Genomic DNA, 18457 nt, shown 5'->3' on the forward strand with positions numbered 1-18457 from the left:
TTATCCCCCAACTTCCGCCAAAATCTCGTCTGCGCCCATCTCTCTCAGCGCCTGGGCGACTTCAAGCCCCAATGCTTCCGGATCGCGTCCGACCCGCATTTCCTTCAGGATCGTCTCCCCGTCCGGAGAGCCTACCATCCCGGTCAGCTCCATGACGAGCTCGCCGCCATCGCGGGAACGGATGACCGCATGGGCTCCGATCGGAATCTGGCAGCCTCCGTTGAGAGCGCCGAGGAATGTCCGCTCTGCCGCTACGGTCCGTTCCGTATCGGAATCGTTGAGCAGATCCAGCAAACCGCGGACATCGGCATCATCTTCCCTGCATTCGATGCCAAGAGCCCCCTGGCCGACGGCAGGCAGGCAGACATCCTCGGAGACCGCTTCGGTGATGCGGTCCTCCCAGCCCATGCGCTTCAAGCCGGCAGCGGCGAGCACGATCGCATCCAGCCCCTCCGTCTCCAGCTTGCGGATCCGGGAGTCGATATTGCCGCGTATCGACCGGATATCCAGATCGGGCCGGTAAGCCTTCAGCTGGCTGGCCCGCCTGAGGCTGCTTGTTCCGACCGCGGCGCCGATCGGAAGCTTCTCCAGGGGAATGCCGCCGCGGGCAATGATGCAATCCCGAGGATCGACGCGACGCGGCACCGCTCCGTTGATCAGTCCGGGAGGCAGCTCGGACGGCATATCCTTCATGCTGTGCACAGCCATATCGATATCGCCGTCTAGAAGAGCCTGCTCGATCTCCTTGACGAACAAGCCCTTGCCGCCTACTTTGGACAGGGTTACATCCAGGATGCGGTCGCCTTTGGTGACGATCTTATGGATTTCAAAGCCGTAATCCAAGCCATGCTCGTCCGCAAGGCGCTGCAGCTCCTCTATGACCTGGCCGGTCTGCGTCAGCGCGAGCGCGCTCTGGCGCGTGCCGACGACAATGACTCTGCGGCCGTTCTCATCAGTTTTCAATATCCCCATCTCCTTCCGCCCCGAATCGGGCATGATCCTCTAGTCCCCTGCTTCCGGCAGCCGCCCAGCTTGCCAGCCGCTTCGCCTCGCTGCGGAGCAGCCGACTTCGCTTTCCTTGATCCAGCTCCTCGGCCAGCAGCCTTCGCCTCAGCTCCGCATGCTGCCTTACAGCCTCCGCATAAGGCTCCTTATATAAGTCTTCAAGCTCTTCCCGGATGACGGACGACAGGGCAGGCGAGCCGCCTCCCGTCGTGACGGCCAGCAGCAGCCCGCCACGCCTTACCGCGCCAGCTGTAATAAAGTCGCCTGATTGTCCGCTTGAAGCATGGTTGAACAACGCGCCTGCCGCACCGGCATCCTCCATGACTGCGCTGTCGACTTCGACTATGCCCGTGGCCGCCACGACGAGAAACATGCCTGCGGCGTCTCCCGGCTGGTAAATTCTGTCCATGTGCTTCAACCGCCCCTGTCCGGCGAGCGCCTGGATGCCCGCCGTGACCGCCGGGCTGATGACGGTAAGCTTGTCCGCGCCGCCGTCGAGCAATCCGGCCGCCTTCCGTTCGGCAGCCGCGCCGCCTCCGACGATCAGGCAGCTTTTCCCCTCCAGCCGCAGCACGACCGGATATCCCGGCATCGCCATCTCCTCCTTCAAGCCGCCTTGATCTCAGCGGTGAAAATCCGATGCCGGGCTGATCATCGTGTTCAGCACGAGAAAAGCAAAGCAAAACACGTTCCAGCGCGCCGTCTCCAGCGCGGTTTTGCGCAGAATCTTTTTCTGGATCAAATAGAAGCTGTACAAAATGAGGACCGCGAATGAGGTGATGACTTTCCAATCGAGCAAATATTGGAACCTGTTCTCGACGATGACGAGAGCAACCGCGACCGACAAAGAAAGGGCGAGCAGCGGAACGCCGATCATGACGAGACGATAGGCGAACCGATCGGCTTGCTCCAGACTCGGGAGCCGCGCCGTCGTCCGATTCCATTTCCGCGACTTGAGCCTTCCGTGCAGAAACAGGTACATGCCCGAGAACACGCTCGAAATCGCCAGCGCCGCGAAGGAGCAAAGCACGAGGCTGATATGTAAAATGAGCAGCTCATTGGCCAGCTTCCAGTCCGGAAGCGGGATTCCGCGGGAAGGCCCGCTGAACAAGTTGAGCGCCAGCACGCCGAAACCGATGATGTTGACGAGAAACACGATGAACTCGATTCGGAAAAAGCGGCTGATGACGAGCGATGTCGTAAGCAGGAGCCATGAAACGGCAAGCCAGTATTCGAATCTGGAAAACAGCGTCATGTCCAGATGGGACCAGATCCGGTACAGCACGTATCCAGTCTGCAGAACCCATACGAACACAAGCAGCCCTGCGCCCATCCGCTTCGCTCTCCGATTCGCGTCGACGAAATCGGAGAAGTAGAACAGAAGGCTCAGGGCGTATAAATACAAAATCGTGTCGTAAATGGTGACCATGGCGCCCTCCTGACCTTGGAGATGAGGGCGATAATCCTGGCAGCCTAGCGCATGACCGCTGCAAAGGCGCCCTTGGACGGCTTGGCTTCTTCCGAGCCTTGACGGGACGTATCCGTTGTCCTCGCCGCTTGGCTCTTGACGGTCTTGGACGGCGCGCCGTCCTCCAGGGCAAACAGCTTGGCGAACAGCTCCATCGCCTCATCCGCTTTCTTATCGCCCGCAAGCTCCTTAATGCTGTGAATCGGATTTTGCACCATCTGGTTCAGCATGCTCTTGGTCAGCTTGTGGATGACCTTCAGCTGCTGCTCGTCCAGTCCGGGCAGCTTCTTGGAGAGGCTGTCCATCGTCTGGCTATGAATATCCTCGGCCTTCTCCTGCAGGGAGCGGATCAGCGGCACGACGCCGAGCGTGCGGTACCACTGATGGAATTCCTGCAATCCGGCGGCGATCATGACTCCGATCTTCTCCGCCTCCTGGCGGCGATGCTCCATGTTCGACTCCACGATGCCTTCCAGATCGTCGATGTCGTACAGGAATACATTCTCGACGGAAGCGATCGCGGGATCCAGGTCGCGGGGAACCGCGATGTCGATCATGAACAGCGGACGGGCTCTCCTGCGCTGCATGGCGGCCGCCACTTGCTCGCGGCTGAGCACATAGCCCTGGGCTCCGGTCGAGCTGATGATGATATCGGCCTCATGCAGCCTCCGCTCCGCTTCTTCCATGGAGCAGGGAATGCCGCTGAATTTCTCCGCGAGCTCGGCCGCGCGCTCGAACGTCCGGTTGACGACGAGCACCCGATCGGCCCCGTTCGCATACAAGTGCTTGGCCGTAAGCTCGCTCATCTTGCCGGCTCCGATGATCATGACCGTCTTGCGGTTGAACTGGCCGAAAATCCGCTTGCCGAGCTCGACGGCCGCATAGCTGACCGATACCGCTGATTCTCCGATCGATGTCTCGGTATGGGCGCTCTTGGCCAGAGTTACGGCTTGCTTGAAGAGCATGTTGAAGATCGTGCCTGTCGCGCGCCGCTGCTGAGCGAGCAGGAAGGCATTCCGCACTTGCCCAAGGATCTGCGTCTCCCCAATGACCATGGAATCCAAGCCGCTAGCCACCCGGAACAGATGCTCGATAGCCCGATCGTCCTCATGCATATAAAGATGGCTGGTGAATTCCTGCCGTGGGAGGCGGAACCACTGCTCCATGAACGTACGGATATGGTGGCCGCACAGATGATGCTGGTCAACGACCGCATACAGCTCCGTCCGGTTGCAGGTCGCGACGATGACACATTCCAGTATGCTTGGGGTCGCCTTGAGGGCTTCCACGGCACGGGGCAGATCGCTGTCCGCGATTGCGAAATTCTCCCTGATTTCGACGGGAGCCGTACGATAGTTAAGCCCGACCACAATAATATGCAAGTGACATCACCGCCTTATTTTTCGTATCTGAGCTGCCTTGTCCGAGCAACTAATTTAGAATTATTATAACATAGTTTTTTGGGAGGGAAGACTCAAGTTATGACGTTTTTTTGACCGGCTCGCCAAAAGGAAGGAAATGTCTTGACGACAGCAAGAGGAGCCGGCTTCCGAGGGCTAGTCCGCCCCTGCCTTCGCTGCGCCGGGCAAGAAGCCCATTCCGACAAGGACAATCCATTTCATCCATTGTCTAGTTTAGGCCCGCAGCCCCTTCTCTATTCCAGGCTTAAAAAAAATAACCATGGAGCCTCCCATGGTTATTTGTACAGCAGGCTGGGTTTTAAACCAGCTCGATTTGTTTCATTTCCGGTTCTACAACTTGCAGCTCGCCCATTCCGCGAATCAGCTTCTTCGCGTGAGCGGCTTTAGGTTTCAGCACGGCCAGCATGTAATCGATCGCCAGCTGTGGGTCCACGGTCTCACCGCAGGTGTAGCAGTCAAGAGCAGCAAAGCCTCTTTCTGGATACGTGTGAATCGAGAGATGGCTTTCCGATAAGAGCACCAGTACGGTTGCGCCTTGGGGCTCAAATTGTTTTGCCTGTACCGAGAGCACAGATGCTCCGCATGCTTCAGCAGCCTCTACCATGTGGGCTTGCAGAAACTCTGCGTTGTTAATGAGTTCGAAGTCTACTCCCCAAGCATCAACAGCAACATGTCTTCCGAAAGTCGAATATTCCATCTTCCGGCTCCCCCTTCCTAGGAATAAAATGATTAAAAATTTCATCCGCTAGGACCTACGTCATTCACTTCCCGAGGGATAACTCTCTCTCGCAACATATCCATGTCCTGAGTGAATCCTGGTTCCTATATTGGGTTTTTTTCAACGAAATTAAAAATACCATCTATCTATAGGAAATGCAACCTTTTTTTCTGTTGAAAATACGCCGTTTTCCTGCACGCGGACAGCCCTTCTCCAGCTGCATGTCCGAAGCAGGCCTGCAAAAGGCGGAGACATGAAAAAAGCCGCCCGGAGGCGGCATCGGAAAAAGCGGTCGGAATCAGGCCTCGAGAGCGAAAAGCCGGTCGGAATAAAACTTGAGGCTGCGGTCTATGTCCAGCTTCTCGGCTGCGCTTGCAGCATCGATGCGGCGATCGAGCAGCTCGTTGACGGCCTGCTGGATCCACTGGATCTCCCCCTCCACCGATTGGAGGCGGAAAGCCCGCTCAAGCTCGCCCAGCGTGTCCTTGAACTGGTACACGATGCGGCTGCCCTTGGCGGTCTGCTCGGCGATCTGATGCACGGCGCCTGCTACATACTGATAGGACATCGTATAATGGCTGTAGATGCGTTTGACGACGGCGTCGCCCTTGAAGGCCGAGACCGCCTTGCGAAGCGCATTGGTCAGCGCGACGTTGGTGATGCGGCAGGACCACTCGCATACAAAGCGATCTTCATCCTGCTGGAATAAAAAGCGGACTTCTTCCCTCCCTGCACAGTCTTCGAGAACCGCCTCTTGGCTGCCGTTATCGAGCACCTTGACACCAAGGCGTACTTGCTGCTCGTCAAAAAAACGGAGGAATCGGGTCATCTCATCGCGTGTCAGTCGCAGTTTGGCTTGAACGTACTCGGTGGCTATCCGCTGAGCCATAAAAATCTCCTCAATTCTTTGTTCTTTGAAGCTATGGTTGCAATGTTCACTGCCCGCTTGCATTCGCTCCAAAACCGTCCGAGCCTTCAATCGCTGTTGAACCCAGATTTCCTTGATTAGATTTCTAAGGAGGGAAATCCGTCTTCAAAGGCGACCGTTATCACTTTTCCGGCTTCGAACGCTTTTTCCGCATCCTCGGGCAAATAAAAGACCTACAACCATTATACGGCATCGGCTCAAACGATTCCTGCCGGCCGGCCGCGATTATCCGCCGAATTTCAGAATTATCCGGAAGGAACCGTGATTGGCATCAAGAAAGATGCAAAATGCTTACGATTCCGACGTTCCTTGAAGAACTTCTCCCTCATATCCTGCCGCGGACGCGATTACGCTCCATAATTCGTCTCTTCCATTACCCTTTTCGGAGGAGAACAAAACGACCTGGTCGCCCGCGCTTGCGCCGAGCGTCTGCTTGACCAGCTTGATCTGCTTGTCCCATTGGCTCTTGGGAATCTTGTCCGCCTTCGTGCAGACGATGCAGAAAGGAATGTCATAATGCTTGAGCCAGTCGAACATGAGCACGTCGTCCTTGCTTGGCGCATGGCGGATATCGACGACGAGCAGCACGAGCTTCAGCTCCTCGCGGCCCTGCAAATAGCGCTCGATCATTTTGCCCCAGGCTTCGCGTTCGGTCTTGGATACCTTGGCATAGCCGTATCCGGGAAAATCGACGAAGTAGACAGCCTCGTTGACCTTGTAATAGTTCAGCTGCTGCGTCTTGCCCGGCTGGGAGCTTGTCCGAGCCAGATTCTTGCGCATGATGAGCTTGTTGATCAGAGAAGATTTTCCGACATTCGAACGCCCTGCCAGAGCAATCTCCGGCAAGGCGTCGATAGGATATTGATGCGGCTGAACCGCACTGATGATAAATTCTGCATTCGTAATCTTCATAAAATCGGAGTCCCTGCTTTCTCTTCTGCGGCGGCCTGCTCGCCGCTTGTTCCGTCCTCTGCCGGCAGCAGCGCATGGCGGACGACTTCATCCATATGCGCGACAGGAACGAATTCCATATCATCGCGCACGCTGTCCGGGATATCCCGCAGGTCGCGCTCGTTGTCGAACGGCAGCAGCACCTTGCGGATGCCGGCCCGATGGGCGGCAAGCGATTTTTCCTTGAGTCCGCCGATCGGCAGCACACGGCCCCGGAGCGTGATCTCGCCGGTCATGGCGACCTTCTTATCCACCTTTCGGCCGGTAAGAGCCGATATCAGTGCAGTCGCCATCGTGATGCCTGCCGAAGGTCCGTCCTTTGGAATTGCGCCTTCGGGAATATGGATGTGGATATCGTTCTTTTCATGGAACTGCGGATCGATGCCGAGCTCATCCGCGCGGGAGCGGGTGTAGCTGAAGGCGGCTTGCGCCGATTCCTTCATCACATCGCCGAGCTTGCCGGTGAGCGTAAGCTTCCCCGTCCCCGGCAGCACCGTCACCTCGATGACGAGCGTATCGCCGCCGACCTCGGTCCATGCAAGCCCGGTGACGGCGCCGACCTGATCTTCCGCTTCGGCCATGCCGTAGCGGAACTTGGCTGGCCCCAGCCATTCCTTGATGACGGCCTCGTCGACCCGGATCGCTTCCCCTTCCGTCTGGGACACGAGCCTTTTGGCCGCCTTGCGGGAAATCGCCGCGATCTGCTGCTCGAGATTGCGGACGCCGGATTCCCGCGTGTACCCGCGGATCAGCTGCAGGAGCGCCTCGGGCTCGATCTCCAGCTGCTCTTCCTTCAAGCCATGCTCCCTCTTCTGCTTCGGAATGAGGTAGCGGCGCGCGATCTGGCTCTTCTCAAGCTCCGTGTACCCGGGGATATTGAGCACTTCCATCCGGTCCAGCAGCGGCCGCGGAATGTTGTGCAGCGCATTGGCCGTCGTCACGAACATGACCGAGCTGAGATCGAACGGCACCTCGACGAAGTGGTCGCTGAACGTCCCGTTCTGCTCCGGATCCAGCACCTCCAGCAGAGCGGAAGCCGGGTCGCCCCGGAAATCCGAAGCCATCTTGTCGATTTCGTCGAGCAGGAATACCGGATTCATCGACCCGGCATTCTTCATCCCTTGGATGATCCGTCCCGGCATCGCGCCGACATACGTGCGCCTATGGCCGCGGATCTCAGCCTCATCCCGGACGCCGCCGAGAGAAATGCGGACAAACTCCCTTCCGAGCGACTTGGCGATGGAGCGCGCAAGCGAAGTTTTGCCGACTCCGGGAGGTCCGACAAGGCAAAGGATCGGTCCCTTCAGCTTTTGGACGAGCTTCTGGACCGCCAAATATTCGAGAACCCGCTCCTTCGGCTTCTCGAGCCCGTAATGGTCCTCGTCCAGCACTTCCTCCGCTTTGGCGAGATCAAGGTCGTCCTCGGTCGCTTTGCCCCAAGGCAGCGATAAGAGCCAATCGATATAGTTGCGGATGACGCCGCCCTCGGCTGAGGACGCCGGCATCTTCTCCAGACGGTCGATTTCCTTCTCGACCTTCTCGATGACCTTCTCGGGAAGCTCGGCTGCTTCCAGCTGGGAGCGCAGCTCCTCGACTTCTCCCGCTCGGCCCTCGCGGTCTCCGAGCTCCTTTTGGATCGCCTTCATCTGCTCGCGAAGATAATATTCTTTCTGCGTCTTCTCCATCTGCTTCTTCACGCGCTGGCTGATCTTGCGCTCCAGCTCCAGCACCTCGCGCTCATTGTTCAGGAAATCCAGCAGCTTCTCCAGCCGGGCGCGGACGTCGACGGTCTCGAGAATCTCCTGTTTGTCCTTGATCTTGAGCGACAGATGGCTCGTTATGACATCGGCCAGCCGGCCGGGCTCGTCGATATCCGACACGGCGGCATGCGTTTCGGGAGTGACTTTCTTGGACAGCGTGATGTAATGCTCGAACTGGTTCAACACCGTGCGCATGAGAGCGTCGATCTCCGGATCGGTCGATTCCTCTTCCGGAAGCTCCCGAATCGATACTTCGTAAAACTCCTCGCGGGCGACGTAATCCTGGATTTCCGCCCTCGTAACGCCTTCGACCAGCACCCGGATCGTGCCGTTAGGCAGCTTCAGCATCTGACGCACCCGGGCAATGGTGCCGATTCGGTAAATATCCTCTTCGGTCGGCTCTTCAATATTCACTTCCGATTGCGAGCAGAGGAGGATCATATGATCGTCGAGCATGGCCCGGTCAAGCGCCTTGACCGATTTCTCCCTTCCCACATCCAGATGAAGCACCATACTAGGGTATACAAGCAGCCCCCGAAGCGGGAGCAGCGGCAGCCTGCGGCTTCTTCCTTTGGCAGGTCCCATGCCAACACCTCCCATTTAGATAGTCCCCCTATTGTATCATTCCCGAGAATCCGCCTGCAAATAGGGTACTTGCGGCGTCAGGAACAAATCGCTGATCGGAGCCGGCTCGGAAATGTCCTCCACCGCTTCCTCCGCCATGAATCCTTGCGGGAAGACCGTCTGGAACACTTCCTCCACCCGATCGACCGGGATCACCCGCAGACCGTTCAAGCCCGCGAAAATTTCTTGCCAGTTGTCCTTCGGAATATAGACCGTGTCGGCACCGGCCTGGAAGGCGGCCTCCACCTTGGCAAGCACGCCGCCGACGGGCTTGACGTTGCCGTGGATCCCTACTTCCCCGGTCATCGCGATCCGGTGGTCCACCGGTATGCCGCGTATGGCGGATGTGATCGCGGTCGCCATGGCGATTCCCGCCGACGGTCCGTCGATCGGCGTTCCGCCCGGGAAGTTGATGTGGAGGTCGAAGTCATGCGGCCTCATGCCGATGCGGCGAAGCATGGTGATGACATTTTCCACGGAGCCTTTGGCCATGCTCTTGCGCCGGAGCGTCCGCTGTCCGCCTCCAAGCTCTTCTTCGTCGACGACACCCGTAATGGTGAAGGCGCCTTTGCCGGAAGCGGCCGGGATCGCGCTCACTTCGATTTCCAGCAGCGTGCCCATATTGGGGCCGTATACGGCAAGGCCGTTGACGAAGCCGACCTGGGGCGCCGCCGGAATCTTGCGGTCCGGACGCGGCGGGATCTGGCTGCTGTTCACGACCCACTCGATATCGGCGGCGCTGATGCCTTCCCGTTTCTCCGACAGGGCAAGGCCGGCGGCAAGCTGGATGATGTTGACGGCCTCGCGGCCGTTGGTCGCGTAGCGCTTCACCACATCCACCGCTTCCGGGCAAGGCGCGAAGCCTATTTTCTTCACCGCGTTGTCGGCGATCTCTCCGATTTCCTCCGGCAGCAGCGGCCGGAAGTAAATCTCCATGCAGCGGGAACGGAGCGCCGGCGGCAAATCCTGCGGAGATCGGGTCGTCGCTCCGACGAGACGGAAGTCGGCCGGCAAGCCGTTTTGGAAAATGTCATGGATATACATCGGAATGTTCGGATCCTCGGAGTGGTAGTAGGCGCTCTCGAGATAAACCTTGCGGTCTTCAAGAACCTTTAACAGTTTATTCATCTGGATGGGATGCAATTCACCGATTTCGTCGATGAACAGCATGCCTCCATGCGCCTTCGTCACAGCGCCCGGCTTCGGCTGCGGAATCCCGGCCACGCCCATCGCTCCGGCTCCCTGGTAGATCGGATCATGCACGGAGCCGATCAGAGGATCGGCGATTCCGCGCTCGTCGAAGCGGGCCGTCGTGGCGTCGATCTCCGTGAACTTCGCTTCCGCCAGAAACGGGGAAGTCGGATTTTTCTTCGCTTCCTCCAGCACGACCCGGGCTGCGGCCGTCTTGCCGACTCCAGGAGGACCGTAAACGATGACATGCTGCGGATTGGCGCTGCAGAGCGCCGCCTTCATCGCGCGAAGGCCGTCGCGCTGCCCGACGATGTCCTGCATCGTCTGCGGACGCGTCTTCTCCGCGAGCGGCTTCGTCAGCGAGATGGAGCGAAGCTTCCGGAGCTTATCCATTTCCTTGCGCGATTCCTTGTCCACGGCGGACCGGTTCGTGCGCTGGCTGCGCAGCATATTCCAAAAGTAGACCCCGATTACGACAGCGAAAAATACCTGGACCAGCATCAAAAACAAGCTTAACGTCATGCTTACCCGCTCCTCTCAAGCGTTTCCGGAATAAAAGACCCATACCGGATAGTATTGCCTGCGGCGCCAGGTTTAAATCCGGCTTCCCGAATTAGATTCGATCCGACAACAGGCGCAGCTTCAAGGAGCAACGGACAGTGACACGAATCACTTATCTGACACAGCTTCGAGGAGCATGCCGGACAGCTACGCTCTTGCAAAACGCCAAAAAGCGCATGCCCGCCAGCATGCGCTCCGATACGGCTAAGACGCCGCCGGCTTCGGTTCCGTCTTTTCTTTTTTAGGCCCCGGCCTCCGGTTCACGAGCACGATGCTCGTCAGCACAAGCGCAAGCCCCGCGACGAGCCGCACCGTCACCCGCTCTCCCATGAACAGCACGCTGACGATCAGGGCCACGACCGGAATGAGGAATGTGTATACCCCGACTGTGCTCGCCTGCCCCGAACCGACCAGCGTGAAGAAAGCCAGCCACCCGAGCGCGATGACAAATACAGAGATGAAGGCGAGCTCAAGCCAGAAAGTCCCCGTCCAGCGGATAGCGGCGTACGATTCCGATGCGGCTGCGCCGGAAGCGAACAGAAGGACGCTGCCGATCAGAAGCTGCATGGCGGTCATCCATACGATATCCACCCTGCCTCCGACCCGCTTCATGTAGACCGTTCCGATGCACCAGCTCAGCGCCGAGGCGAGCGCCAGCAGCACGCCTTCAAGCGATAATCCGGAGCCGAGGCTGCCGATGCTGATGACGGCCACGCCGGCGAAGCCGACCAGCAGGCCGGCCAGCTTGGCCCCATGCATGCCTTCACCCAGCCATAGCCAGGCTGCGATTCCCAGAAGGACCGGCTGCAGGAATACGATCGCGGAGAAAATGCCGGCCGGCATGTATTGGAGACCGACCGTCTGAAGACCGTAGTACAGCGTAATATTAAGCACGCCGGCTGCCGCATAATAGATCCAGTTCGACTTCAGCCGCAGCTGTTTCCACCTGGGAGCCGCGACGGCGCACAGGATCAGTCCCCCCAACAGCGTCCTCAGTCCTGCGAACAGCAGAGGGGGACTGAATTGAAGAGCCGCCTTGGACAGCGGCCAGTTGATGCCCCATACGAGAATGAGAAAAGCCAGATAAAGGACAGTCTGTCTCTTCGAAAGCTTGCTCAAAATCAACCCTTCTCTCTTTGATCTGGTCATGAAAAAGACCGGCAGCGCTAGGGCTGGCCGGTCATGACCGTCTTTACGTGCAGCTTACGCAGGCAGATGCTCCTTGCGTCCCGGAATTTCTCCCGTCGCCTCGAACACGCGGACGATTTCGTCGATTTCCTTCTTGAGCTCCGAGAGCAGCTCCTGCTCGGGAACTTTGCGGATCATCTCTCCATACCGGAACAACATGCCTTCCCCGCGTGCGCCGGCGATGCCGATATCGGCTTCGCGGGCTTCGCCGGGACCGTTGACGGCGCAGCCGAGGACCGACACCTTGATCGGAACCTTGACCTTGGAGATGTACTCCTCCACTTCATTGGCGATGGAGAACAAGTCGATATCGAGCCTGCCGCAAGTCGGACAGGAGATGAGCGTCGCCGCATTGGTGATCAGTCCGAATGTCTTCAGCAGCTCGCGCGCGACCTTGACCTCTTCGACCGGGTCCGCGCTAAGCGAGATGCGCACGGTGTTGCCGATGCCGAGCGCGAGCAGGGCGCCGATGCCGGCCGAGCTCTTGATCGTGCCGGAATGGAGCGTGCCCGCTTCGGTAATGCCCAGATGGAGCGGATACTTGATCTTCTCGGCCGCCATGCTGTAGGCCGCGATCGCCATCGGCACGTCGGATGCCTTGAGCGACACGATGATGTCATGGAAATCGAGTTCTTCCAAAATACCGATATGGAAGAGCGCGCTCTCTACCATCGCTTCGGGAGTCGGATAGCCGTACTTCTCCAGCAGATGGTTTTCCAGGGAGCCTGCGTTGACACCGATCCGAATCGGAATGCCTTTGTCCTTGCAGGCTTTGACGACGGCTTCGACTTTCTCGCGGCGGCCGATGTTGCCGGGATTGATGCGGACCTTGTCCACCCCGTTCTCGATCGCCAGCAAGGCAAGCCGATAATCGAAGTGAATATCAGCGACGAGCGGAATATGGATGCGGCTCTTGATCTCCTTGATCGCTTCCGCCGCTTCCTTGTTGTTGACCGTAACCCGGACGACCTGGCAGCCGGCTTCCTCCAGACGGAGAATCTCCGCTACCGTCGCTTCCACATCCGCAGTCTTGGTCGTGCACATGCTCTGGATGATGACTTCGTTGCTGCCCCCGATCGTCAGATCCCCTACTCGGACGGGCACGGTGTCTTTGCGAGAATACATTATGATCTCTCCCTATGAAACGCCAAAGTCCACCCTGCGAGGACCGCTGAAAAAAAGGTCCGGCAGGGTGGAACGATGACGAGAGTCAAGGCTTGAAGCCCGTCATCGAAGGATGCTGCGTCCCTTCAACTCAGGCGCTTTCTTCTTTTTTCTTGCCTTTTTTGGCGGTCAGCTCCGGAATGACCCGGTCTTGGACAACCTTCTCCGTAATGACGCAGGTGCTCATCTCCTCGCGTGAAGGAGCTTCGTACATGATCTCCAGCATGATGCCTTCGATGATGGCGCGGAGACCGCGCGCGCCAGTGTTGCGCTTGATCGCTTCCTTCGCGATGGCGTCCAGGGCGCCTGCATCGAACTCGAGCTTCACATTGTCCATCTCCAGAAGCTTCTGGTACTGCTTCACGAGAGCGTTCTTCGGTTCGGACAGGATGCGCACGAGAGCCGGCTCGTCAAGCGGCTCCAAAGTCGAGATGACCGGAAGCCGGCCGACGAACTCCGGAATCAAGCCGAATTTCAGCAGGTCTTCCGGCAGCACGAGGGAAAGGTATTCCCCGGCTTTCATGTCTTTGGTGCCGTCCGCGCCGGTGCTGAAGCCGATCACTTTCTTGCCGATGCGGCGCTTGATGATCTGCTCCAGGCCGTCGAACGCGCCGCCGCAGATGAACAGGATATTCGTCGTATCGATCTGGATGAATTCCTGATGCGGATGCTTGCGCCCGCCCTGTGGAGGAACGGATGCCACGGTGCCTTCGAGGATTTTGAGCAGCGCCTGCTGCACGCCTTCGCCGGACACGTCGCGCGTAATGGATGGATTCTCGGACTTGCGGGCCACTTTATCGATTTCGTCGATGTAGATGATGCCGCGCTCGGCCTTCTCGACGTCGTAATCGGCGGCTTGAATAAGCTTGAGAAGGATGTTCTCGACATCCTCGCCCACATAGCCGGCTTCCGTGAGGGAAGTCGCGTCGGCAATGGCGAACGGAACGTTGAGAATCTTGGCCATCGTCTGCGCCAGAAGCGTCTTGCCGGAACCTGTAGGGCCGACGAGCATGATGTTGCTCTTCTGCAGCTCCACGTCTTCCAGCTTGTTCTGCGAATTGACGCGCTTGTAGTGGTTGTATACCGCTACGGACAGCGATTTCTTCGCTGCTTCCTGGCCGATGACATAGGAGTCCAGAATGGCGCGGATATCCTTCGGCTTCGGAATATCCTTCAGATCGAGCTCTTCTTCGTGGCCGAGCTCTTCTTCGACGATCTCGGTGCACAGCTCGATGCATTCATCGCATATATAAACGCCGGGACCGGCTACCAGCTTGCGTACTTGATCCTGGGACTTGCCGCAGAACGAGCATTTGAGCTGGCCCTTTTCTTCGTTGAATTTAAACACTTGATCACCCCTTGGAGGAAGATGTTACAGAACTGCGGCTTCCGGAACAGTAATAACCTTGTCGATCAGACCGTATGCCTGAGCTTCGTCCGCGCTCATGAAGTTGTCGCGGTCGGTGTCGCGGTCGATTTTCTCGTAAGGCTGTCCTGTGCGGTCGACATAGATCTGGTTCAGCTTCTGCTTGGTCTTGAGAATCCAATCCGCATGGATCTTGATGTCCGAGGCCTGGCCTCGAACGCCGCCCAGCGGCTGATGGATCATGACCTCGCTGTTGGGAAGCGAGAAGCGCTTGCCCTTGGCTCCTGCGGTCAGCAGCAGGGACCCCATGCTGGCGGCCATGCCTACGCAGATTGTGGATACGTCCGGCTTGATGAATTGCATTGTATCATAAATACCCATGCCGGCCGTGACCGAACCGCCGGGCGAGTTGATGTACAGGTGGATATCCTTCTCCGGATCGTCAGCCGCAAGGAAGAGCAGCTGGGCGATGATGGAATTGGCGACGTCATCGTCGATGGCGCTGCCAAGAAAGATAATCCTGTCCTTGAGGAGACGGGAATAGATATCGTAAGACCGTTCACCGCGGTTTGTCTGTTCGACTACGATAGGGACCAAATTCATGCGACCAACCTACTTTCCATTGTGGAATTCAGATACACGACCATTTTATCACGTTCGGACATCCCCTGTCATTTTTGCAGGCAGGGCCGGGGAACGCGCAAGTTCCGGCTGTGTTGAATCTTATGTATGGGGGAACTCCCCCATTCCTTCGGCAGCGCAATCCATGCCGAGGCAGTCAACCCTAAAGCTTATGTGGTAAAAATAAGGCACGTGCGAATGACGTGCCTTACAGGATGCATCCTCTGCCGCAGGAATATTAAGCGACTTCGGTTGCGACTTTGCTGTTGTCAAGAAGGAACTTGATCGTCTTGCGAAGCTTCAGGTCTTCCTTCATGTTGTCGAGGTTGCCGTTGCGCTCGAAGATCTCGCGCAGCTCGGCTGCCGGACGGTTGTGCATTTTGGACAGGTTCTCGAGCTCTTCGCCGACTTCGTCCTCGGAGATCTCGATGTTCTCTTGCTTCGCGATGGCATCCAGAACAAGGTTGTTCAGGACGCGCTTCTGGGCATCGGCGCGCATCTGCTCGCGCAGAGCGGCTTCATCCTGGCCGGAGAACTGGTAGTACAGGTCCATGTTGAGGCCTTGCTGGCGGATGCGGTTCTCGAAGTCGCGGAGCAGGAAGTCCACTTCGCTGTTGATCATCGCTTCCGGAATTTCAACTTCGGCAGCCTCGGCAACCTTGTCGACGAGAGCGTTCTCGCGGGCTTGCTCGCTCTCTTGCTGCTTGCGCTCCTTGAGCTTGGAGGCCAGATCCTGCTTGAACTCGTCAAGCGTATCGAACTCGCTCACATCCTTGGCGAACTCGTCGTCCAGGGCTGGCAGGTTCTTGCGCTTGATTTCGTGCAGCTTGACCTTGAATACGGCAGGCTTGCCGGCCAGGTTCTCTGCATGGTATTCCTCAGGGAAAGTCACTTCAACGTCCTTGAAGTCTCCCGTCGCCATGCCGACGACTTGCTCCTCAAAGCCCGGAATGAAGGAGTTGGAGCCCAGCTCAAGCGTGTAACGCTCGGCTTGTCCGCCTTCGAAAGCTTCCCCGTCGACGAAGCCTTCGAAATCGATGACGGTAACGTCGCCGTTCTCGGAAGCGCCTTCTTCAACGACAACCAGCTCGGCATGGCGCTGCTGGAGGCGATCCAGCTCCGCGCTCAGCTCTTCTTCGGTTACTTCGGCATCAGCCGCCGCGACTTCGACGCCTTTGTAATCGCCAAGCTTCACTTCAGGCTTGACAGTCACTTTTGCCTTGAACTTGAAGGATTCGCCCTTGGCGAACTGCTCGATGTCGATCTCCGGACGGTCAACCGGCTCTACGCCCGTTTCCTTGAGTGCATCCTCATATGCCGTCGGAAGCAGGATGTCGATCGCGTCCTGGTAGAGGCTCTCCACGCCGAAGCGGGATTCGAACATGCCCCGCGGTACTTTGCCTTTGCGGAAGCCCGGAACGTTCACGCGGCCTACGACTTTCTTGAATGCCTGGTCGAGCGCGTCCTTGACTTGCTCCGCTCCGACTTCAACGTCGATCGAGACGACGTTCGTTTCTATTTTCTCCCAAGTAGCTGCCATTTATGCTGTCCCCTCCAAAAAATAGGCGCCTTGCGCCGAATATACACGTGTAATAAACCACTCCATTATAATGAATCCGCCCATCGATTACAAGAGAAGTCAGCGTTCGCCGTATCCTTCCTGCAAATCCGTTATTTGGCGCAGGGAGCGGCAAGCCTGCTCGTAACGGAATCGGAGCTCTCCGGTAATGCCGTATGTATGCCTGATCTCGTCTTCATCCGCCGACCCGTACACAGCCAGCAGAAGGGTGAGGTGAAGCGCCGCCGCATGGCTGTCGACCACGGCTTCTTCCTCGCTCAGCATGCGCTCGTAAGCCGAGCTGCCGTAAAGGTACTGCAGGCATTCCTTCCACAGCTCGCGGGCAAAATGCGGAAGCGTCGGATCCGCCGTCTCGGCGACGCCCTCCACCCTCTCCACGATGCGCCGCACCGGGACAGGGTAGTCTTCCAGAGCGAGCGGGGTGCGCTCGATCTCCAGCTCGACCCGCTCGCCGAGACGCTCCAGCCGGACGGTACCGGCCACGCCCCTGCGCTTCAAGCACTGCAGAGCCTTGTACTGGACGACGGGATGAAGCTTCTCTTCCTCCAGCCAGCCGAGAATCGAGTCGTCGACCTCGGGGCTTCGCAAGTGCGCCGCCCTCTCGAGCGCGAGCAGCTGCTGGTCGAGCATCGGGTGGTTCTTCATGATATAAAGAACCTGCTGCACGTACGATTCATCCTGTTCCCCGCCCGACAGCGCGGCCTGGCGAAGCTCATCCTCGTCGGGATCCTCCTCCTCCCTGTCCCCCGTATCGGGAAAGGCCGCTTCCAGCCAGGCCAGAAGATTTTCCCATTCCTCGTAGTTGCGCTGCTCGCCGCGCGTCTGCAGCAGAAACTGGAGCAGCCTCTTGGCCTCTCCGTACTGCTCGGCTTCGAGCATCCGCGTCAGCTGCTCCTGATAGTGATCGAGCGTCCCGGGCAGCAGATAGACATTATGTTCTTTCTCCTCGCGGGGAAAATCGTTGGAAGTCGTAATGGTACCACCGCCTTGTTGTCTATGACGCCAATTATTCACCAAATTACGCGTCAATTATAACATGCCATCCTCAAAAGGAGAACTTCAGGCCTGCTGCAAGCCTTCGGAAGGCCGCTGGACGCCTCCGTGAAACCGGTTGAAAAAACAGTTCGCAAAAAGCTTGATTTATGCAAGTTATTCCTGTAGTATCAGGAAGTATCATTTTTCGAGGTCCGCAGCATCAGCTGTCCGGCTTCCCAGTTGTCCCGGTAGCTCAGTCGGATAGAGCATGCGCCTTCTAAGCGCACGGTCGGGGGTTCGAATCCCTTCCGGGACGCCATTTTCATGATTCGACACAAGCCCCTTCCTCGTGAAGGGGCTTTTTTCTTTGCTCCGCGCATGGTTTATCCTTCCCCACGCACACTAGAGATATATGCCGGCCAAATTAGGCAACCCTGGAGGTGCACGCCCATGCTCTGGCTCCCGCTCGCCCTGCTCTCCGCGGCAGCAGCCGCCCTTGTCTCCATATTCGGCAAGATCGGACTCCAAGATATGGACGCGAACAGCGCCACGGCCATGCGCGCGGTCATCATGGCCCTGTTCCTGCTGGCTGTCGTCGCTGTGCAGGGCAAATTCGGCCAGATGGCCGAGATCGTCGCCCACAAGCGCTCGCTCGGCTTCATCGCCCTCAGCGGAACGGCCGGCGCTGTATCCTGGCTGTTCTACTTCCTCGCCTTGAAGGTCGGCAAAGTCGCGCAGGTCGGTCCCGTCGACAAGCTGAGCGTCGTGCTCGCGATCGTCATCGCCGTTCTGTTTCTCGGAGAGAAGCTCACGCTCTGGAACGGTGTCGGAGTCGTCCTGATTGCGGCAGGGGCGATTTTGACTTCGCTCAAATAGAAAAAACCGAAAAAACTGCACCGGAATCTTCCGTTTCGGAAAGACGTGATGCAGCCTGACG

At 58.0% G+C, this 18457-nt stretch carries 16 protein-coding genes and 1 tRNA gene; 2 read left to right on the top strand and 15 right to left on the bottom strand.

The annotated features are described in order from the left end of the window. From hemC to AC06G8_RS16380, 15 genes are all read right to left on the bottom strand, one after another. Complete coding sequence (hemC, locus tag AC06G8_RS16310; RefSeq protein WP_480283323.1) at window positions 1-963, bottom strand: hydroxymethylbilane synthase; 963 nt, start codon at window positions 961-963, stop codon at window positions 1-3. After that, window positions 953-1597, bottom strand: a complete 645-nt coding sequence (locus AC06G8_RS16315) for a precorrin-2 dehydrogenase/sirohydrochlorin ferrochelatase family protein (RefSeq protein ID WP_480283324.1) — start codon at window positions 1595-1597, stop codon at window positions 953-955. The genes hemC and AC06G8_RS16315 overlap by 11 nt, the downstream gene beginning before the upstream one ends. 30 nt (window positions 1598-1627) lie before the next feature. Then, window positions 1628-2434, bottom strand: coding sequence for a cytochrome c biogenesis protein CcsA (gene ccsA / locus AC06G8_RS16320; RefSeq protein ID WP_447664483.1), 807 nt, complete (start codon window positions 2432-2434; stop codon window positions 1628-1630). A gap of 44 nt (window positions 2435-2478) precedes the next feature. Then, window positions 2479-3855 carry a glutamyl-tRNA reductase gene (gene hemA, locus AC06G8_RS16325; RefSeq protein WP_447664484.1) on the bottom strand — a complete coding sequence of 459 codons (1377 nt, stop codon included), beginning with the start codon at window positions 3853-3855 and terminating at the stop codon, window positions 2479-2481. Window positions 3856-4192: 337 nt separating this feature from the next. Then, on the bottom strand, window positions 4193-4591 hold the full coding sequence (speD, locus tag AC06G8_RS16330) for an adenosylmethionine decarboxylase (protein WP_447664485.1): 399 nt from the start codon (window positions 4589-4591) through the stop codon (window positions 4193-4195). Window positions 4592-4910: 319 nt separating this feature from the next. Beyond that, window positions 4911-5501 carry a non-ribosomal peptide synthetase module gene (locus AC06G8_RS16335; protein ID WP_447664486.1) on the bottom strand — a complete coding sequence of 197 codons (591 nt, stop codon included), beginning with the start codon at window positions 5499-5501 and terminating at the stop codon, window positions 4911-4913. Between the two features lie 330 nt (window positions 5502-5831). Beyond that, entirely contained in the window at window positions 5832-6452 is a 621-nt protein-coding gene (gene yihA / locus AC06G8_RS16340) for a ribosome biogenesis GTP-binding protein YihA/YsxC (RefSeq protein ID WP_447664487.1), read from the bottom strand. Beyond that, window positions 6449-8836, bottom strand: a complete 2388-nt coding sequence (gene lon, locus AC06G8_RS16345; protein ID WP_447664488.1) for an endopeptidase La — start codon at window positions 8834-8836, stop codon at window positions 6449-6451. The genes yihA and lon overlap by 4 nt, the downstream gene beginning before the upstream one ends. Before the next feature lie 36 nt (window positions 8837-8872). Next, entirely contained in the window at window positions 8873-10588 is a 1716-nt protein-coding gene (lonB, locus tag AC06G8_RS16350) for an ATP-dependent protease LonB (protein ID WP_480283325.1), read from the bottom strand. A gap of 243 nt (window positions 10589-10831) precedes the next feature. Beyond that, the gene (locus tag AC06G8_RS16355; RefSeq protein ID WP_480283326.1) at window positions 10832-11746 is read right to left on the bottom strand and encodes a DMT family transporter; all 915 of its coding nucleotides are present in this window, start codon (window positions 11744-11746) and stop codon (window positions 10832-10834) included. A gap of 84 nt (window positions 11747-11830) precedes the next feature. Then, window positions 11831-12940, bottom strand: coding sequence for a flavodoxin-dependent (E)-4-hydroxy-3-methylbut-2-enyl-diphosphate synthase (gene ispG, locus AC06G8_RS16360; protein ID WP_480283327.1), 1110 nt, complete (start codon window positions 12938-12940; stop codon window positions 11831-11833). Between the two features lie 130 nt (window positions 12941-13070). Further along, complete coding sequence (gene clpX, locus AC06G8_RS16365) at window positions 13071-14327, bottom strand: ATP-dependent protease ATP-binding subunit ClpX (RefSeq protein WP_076354234.1); 1257 nt, start codon at window positions 14325-14327, stop codon at window positions 13071-13073. Window positions 14328-14351: 24 nt separating this feature from the next. Continuing rightward, on the bottom strand, window positions 14352-14948 hold the full coding sequence (gene clpP / locus AC06G8_RS16370) for an ATP-dependent Clp endopeptidase proteolytic subunit ClpP (protein ID WP_447664491.1): 597 nt from the start codon (window positions 14946-14948) through the stop codon (window positions 14352-14354). 256 nt (window positions 14949-15204) lie between these two features. Continuing rightward, a complete protein-coding gene (tig, locus tag AC06G8_RS16375; protein ID WP_447664492.1) occupies window positions 15205-16506 on the bottom strand; it encodes a trigger factor in 1302 nt (433 codons plus the stop codon). Between the two features lie 99 nt (window positions 16507-16605). Next, on the bottom strand, window positions 16606-17574 hold the full coding sequence (locus AC06G8_RS16380) for a hypothetical protein (protein ID WP_447664493.1): 969 nt from the start codon (window positions 17572-17574) through the stop codon (window positions 16606-16608). Between the two features lie 188 nt (window positions 17575-17762). On the opposite strand from AC06G8_RS16380, the gene AC06G8_RS16385 reads away from it, so the two are divergent. Together AC06G8_RS16385 and AC06G8_RS16390 are read left to right on the top strand one after the other, a co-directional pair. Beyond that, window positions 17763-17839, top strand: a tRNA-Arg gene (locus tag AC06G8_RS16385). A 131-nt stretch (window positions 17840-17970) separates the two neighbouring features. After that, window positions 17971-18396, top strand: coding sequence for an EamA family transporter (locus AC06G8_RS16390; protein ID WP_480283328.1), 426 nt, complete (start codon window positions 17971-17973; stop codon window positions 18394-18396). The last annotated feature ends 61 nt before the right edge of the window (window positions 18397-18457 follow it).

This window comes from Paenibacillus sp. SJS-P3 (assembly GCF_056711585.1).

Coding starts and splice junctions, on each gene's coding strand:
- lon (WP_447664488.1), bottom strand. CDS start 8,836: ATGGGACCTGCCAAAGGAAGAAGCCGCAGGCTGCCGCTGCTCCCGCTT.
- AC06G8_RS16335 (WP_447664486.1), bottom strand. CDS start 5,501: ATGGCTCAGCGGATAGCCACCGAGTACGTTCAAGCCAAACTGCGACTG.
- tig (WP_447664492.1), bottom strand. CDS start 16,506: ATGGCAGCTACTTGGGAGAAAATAGAAACGAACGTCGTCTCGATCGAC.
- ispG (WP_480283327.1), bottom strand. CDS start 12,940: ATGTATTCTCGCAAAGACACCGTGCCCGTCCGAGTAGGGGATCTGACG.
- lonB (WP_480283325.1), bottom strand. CDS start 10,588: ATGACGTTAAGCTTGTTTTTGATGCTGGTCCAGGTATTTTTCGCTGTC.
- AC06G8_RS16315 (WP_480283324.1), bottom strand. CDS start 1,597: ATGCCGGGATATCCGGTCGTGCTGCGGCTGGAGGGGAAAAGCTGCCTG.
- clpP (WP_447664491.1), bottom strand. CDS start 14,948: ATGAATTTGGTCCCTATCGTAGTCGAACAGACAAACCGCGGTGAACGG.
- AC06G8_RS16390 (WP_480283328.1), top strand. CDS start 17,971: ATGCTCTGGCTCCCGCTCGCCCTGCTCTCCGCGGCAGCAGCCGCCCTT.
- ccsA (WP_447664483.1), bottom strand. CDS start 2,434: ATGGTCACCATTTACGACACGATTTTGTATTTATACGCCCTGAGCCTT.
- yihA (WP_447664487.1), bottom strand. CDS start 6,452: ATGAAGATTACGAATGCAGAATTTATCATCAGTGCGGTTCAGCCGCAT.
- speD (WP_447664485.1), bottom strand. CDS start 4,591: ATGGAATATTCGACTTTCGGAAGACATGTTGCTGTTGATGCTTGGGGA.